This window comes from Mesorhizobium sp. M1A.F.Ca.IN.020.03.2.1, assembly GCF_004023205.1.
GTDB lineage: Bacteria > Pseudomonadota > Alphaproteobacteria > Rhizobiales > Rhizobiaceae > Mesorhizobium.
In genome coordinates, this window is record NZ_RZSV01000393.1 from 1 (window position 1) to 3017 (window position 3017).

Annotated in this window: 3 protein-coding genes; 2 read left to right on the top strand and 1 reads right to left on the bottom strand. The window is 66.2% G+C overall.

All coding sequences use genetic code 11. The features are described 5' to 3' along the window. Positions 1 to 1353 (bottom strand): formimidoylglutamate deiminase (locus EOA79_RS31095; protein WP_128293634.1); only part of this gene is annotated, 1353 nt, incomplete at its 3' end. Positions 1354 to 1451: 98 nt separating this feature from the next. Here EOA79_RS31095 and hutI point away from each other — a divergent pair. Then, entirely contained in the window at positions 1452 to 2681 is a 1230-nt protein-coding gene (gene hutI, locus EOA79_RS31100; protein WP_164748401.1) for an imidazolonepropionase, read from the top strand. Then, positions 2678 to 3017 (top strand): aromatic amino acid lyase (locus EOA79_RS31105; protein WP_164894036.1); only part of this gene is annotated, 340 nt, incomplete at its 3' end. The genes hutI and EOA79_RS31105, both read left to right, overlap by 4 nt.

Consider the following 3017-nt stretch of genomic DNA (forward strand, 5'->3'; position numbering starts at 1 on the left):
GCCCTCGGAAAGCGCCATCATCACTTTGCGGAAGCGCCCGGCGACCGCCTCGCGTTTGACATGCCTGCCGCCGCTCACTTGCTTCTTGCCATGCACCCAGACACAATCGACCTTGCCGCCATTGGCAAAGATCCAGGCGTCTAGGATGGCATCGCCCGCCTTGCCGGCAAGCGAGGGATGACCGGCGTCGAGCGAGACGAAATCGGCGGGCCTGCCTACGGCGAGAGTTGAGGGGCCGGCGCCGAGCGCGATGCTGCCGCCATCGAGCGCGGCATCGAACAGCGCGCGGCCGGTAGAGCCGCCGGCGCGCGCCAGCACATTGCGAGCGCGGTGGGCAAGGCGCTGCGAATATTCGAGCTGCCGAAGCTCGTCCGGCAGGCCGATCAGCACATTGGAGTCGGAGCCGATCCCGAAGCGGCCGCCATGTTCGATGAACGAGGGGGCGGCGAAAGTGCCGTCGCCGAGATTGGCTTCGGTGACGGGGCACAGCCCAGCGACGGCGCCGCTCTTGGCCATGGCGATCGTCTCGGCCTCGGTCATATGCGTGGCGTGGATCAGGCACCAGCGCCTGTCCACCTCAGCATGTCCGAGCAGCAACTCGACCGGACGCTTGCCTGACCAGGCGATGCAGTCCTCGATTTCCTTCACCTGCTCGGCGACATGGATGTGGATCGGCCCGTTCGGCGCCATTGCTGCAACCGCGTTGAGTTCGTCCGGCGTTGCGGCGCGCAGGCTGTGCGGCGCGACGCCGACGACGGCTTGCTCCAGCGAGCGAACGCCTTCGCGAGTTTTCTCAAGCAGACGTTCGAAGCGTCCGACATCATTGATGAATCGCCGCTGGCCTTCGTTGGGAGCAGCGCCGCCGAAGGCCGAATGGGCATAGAAGACCGGCAGCAGCGTCAGTCCGATGCCGGTGTCGGCGGCGGCAGCCGCGATCCGCTCCGCCATCTCGGCGATGTTGGCGTAAGGCTGCCCGTCGCGGTCGTGATGCAGATAGTGAAACTCGCCGACGCGCGAAAACCCGGCTTCCAGCATCTCCACATAAAGCTGCGCCGCGACCGCCTCGACCTGGTCCGGCGTCATCGACAGCGCGAAGCGGTACATCACCTCGCGCCAGCTCCAGAAACTGTCGGCCGAGGGACCGCGCAGTTCGGCAAGCCCCGCCATGCCGCGCTGGAAGGCGTGGCTATGCAGGTTGGGCATGCCGGGCAGGACGATGGCGTGGCGTTCGTCGCCGGTGTGTGCCGAAGAGCCCGCTTCGACTTCAGAGATACGGCCGCCGTCGAAAGCGATCCTCACATTGCCCCGCCAACCGCCGGGCAGCAGCGCCTGTTCCGCAAAGATCGCCGTCACGTCCAAACTCCCAATCCGAATGCCCGAGCGACATTAACACTTGCTTCGCGTTTCAATATGTATATACATAATCGTCATCCTTTCAAATGGAAAAGATGATGGGTGGAGCAAACGGAAAGAGCGGCCTTCGTCTGTGGCGCAATGCGCGCCTGGCGACCATGGCCGAGGGTGCTGCCGGTCTCGGCATCGTCGAGAAAGGTGCGATCGCCGCGCGCGACGGGCTGATCGTCTACGCCGGATCGGAGGCCGACCTGCCGGCAGCCGCCGGGCAGGGCGCCGAAACGGTCGATTGCCAGGGCCGCTGGATCACCCCCGGCCTGATCGATTGCCACACCCACCTTGTCTATGCAGGCAACCGCGCCAACGAATTCGAGATGCGCTTGGCCGGCGCCACGTATGAGGAGGTGGCTAGGGCAGGGGGGGGCATTGTCTCCTCGGTCAAGTCGCTGCGCGCCGCGAGCGAAGACGAGCTCGTCTCCCAGACGCTGCCCCGCCTCGACGCGCTGATGGCCGAGGGCGTGACGACCGTCGAGGTCAAGTCCGGCTACGGCCTCGATGCCGACAATGAAAAAAAGTCGCTGCGCGCCGCGCGCCGTCTGGCCGGTGAGCGTCCAATCACGATCCTTACGACCTGTCTCGCCGCCCATGCGCTGCCGCCCGAAGCCAGGGGCGACAAGGACGCTTTCATCGATCTCGTCGCCGGCACGATCCTCCCGGCGGTTGCCGCCGAAAAGCTCGCGGACGCCGTCGACGGTTTTTGCGAGGGCATTGCCTTCTCACCGGAACAGATCGCGCGCGTCTTCGATAAGGCGAAAGCGCTCGGCCTGCCGGTGAAGCTTCACGCCGACCAACTCTCCAACCTGCATGGCGCCGCGCTTGCCGCGCGCTACGGCGCGCTGTCGGCTGATCACCTGGAATACACCGATGAGGAGGGCGCCGCGGCGATGGCCGGATCCGGCACGGTCGCGACCATCCTGCCCGGCGCCTACTATTTCATCCGCGAGACCAAGAGGCCGCCGGTCGATCTCTTCCGCCGCCACGGCGTGAAGATGGCGGTCGCCACCGACTCCAATCCCGGCACCTCGCCGCTCACCTCGCTGCTGCTCACCATGAACATGGCCGCGACGCTCTTTGGCCTGACCGTCGACGAATGCCTCGCCGGCGTCACCCGCGAGGCCGCGCGTGCGCTGGGGCTTCTCGACAGGACCGGCACGCTGGAAGCCGGCAAATCGGCCGACCTTGCCGTCTGGGACATCGAGCGTCCGGCCGAACTTGTCTACCGCATGGGCTTCAATCCGCTCCATGCCCGCATCTGGAGAGGACAATGACCGAACTGATCCTGAAGCCCGGCAGCGCAACGCTTGCCGACTGGCGCGCCATCTATCGCGGCGCCGTGCCGAAGCTCGACGATGCCTGCCGGCCGAAGATCAAGGCCAGCGCCGAAGCCGTCGCCCGCATCGTCGCCAAAGGCGAGCCGGTCTACGGCATCAACACCGGCTTCGGTAAGCTCGCCAGCGTTCGCATTCCGGCAAACGATCTTGAAACGCTGCAACGCAACATCGTGCTTTCCCACGCCGCGGGCGTCGGCGAACCGATGCCGGCCCCCGTGGTGCGGCTGATGATGGCGTTGAAGCTGGCGAGCCTCGCCCAGGGCGCTTCCGGCG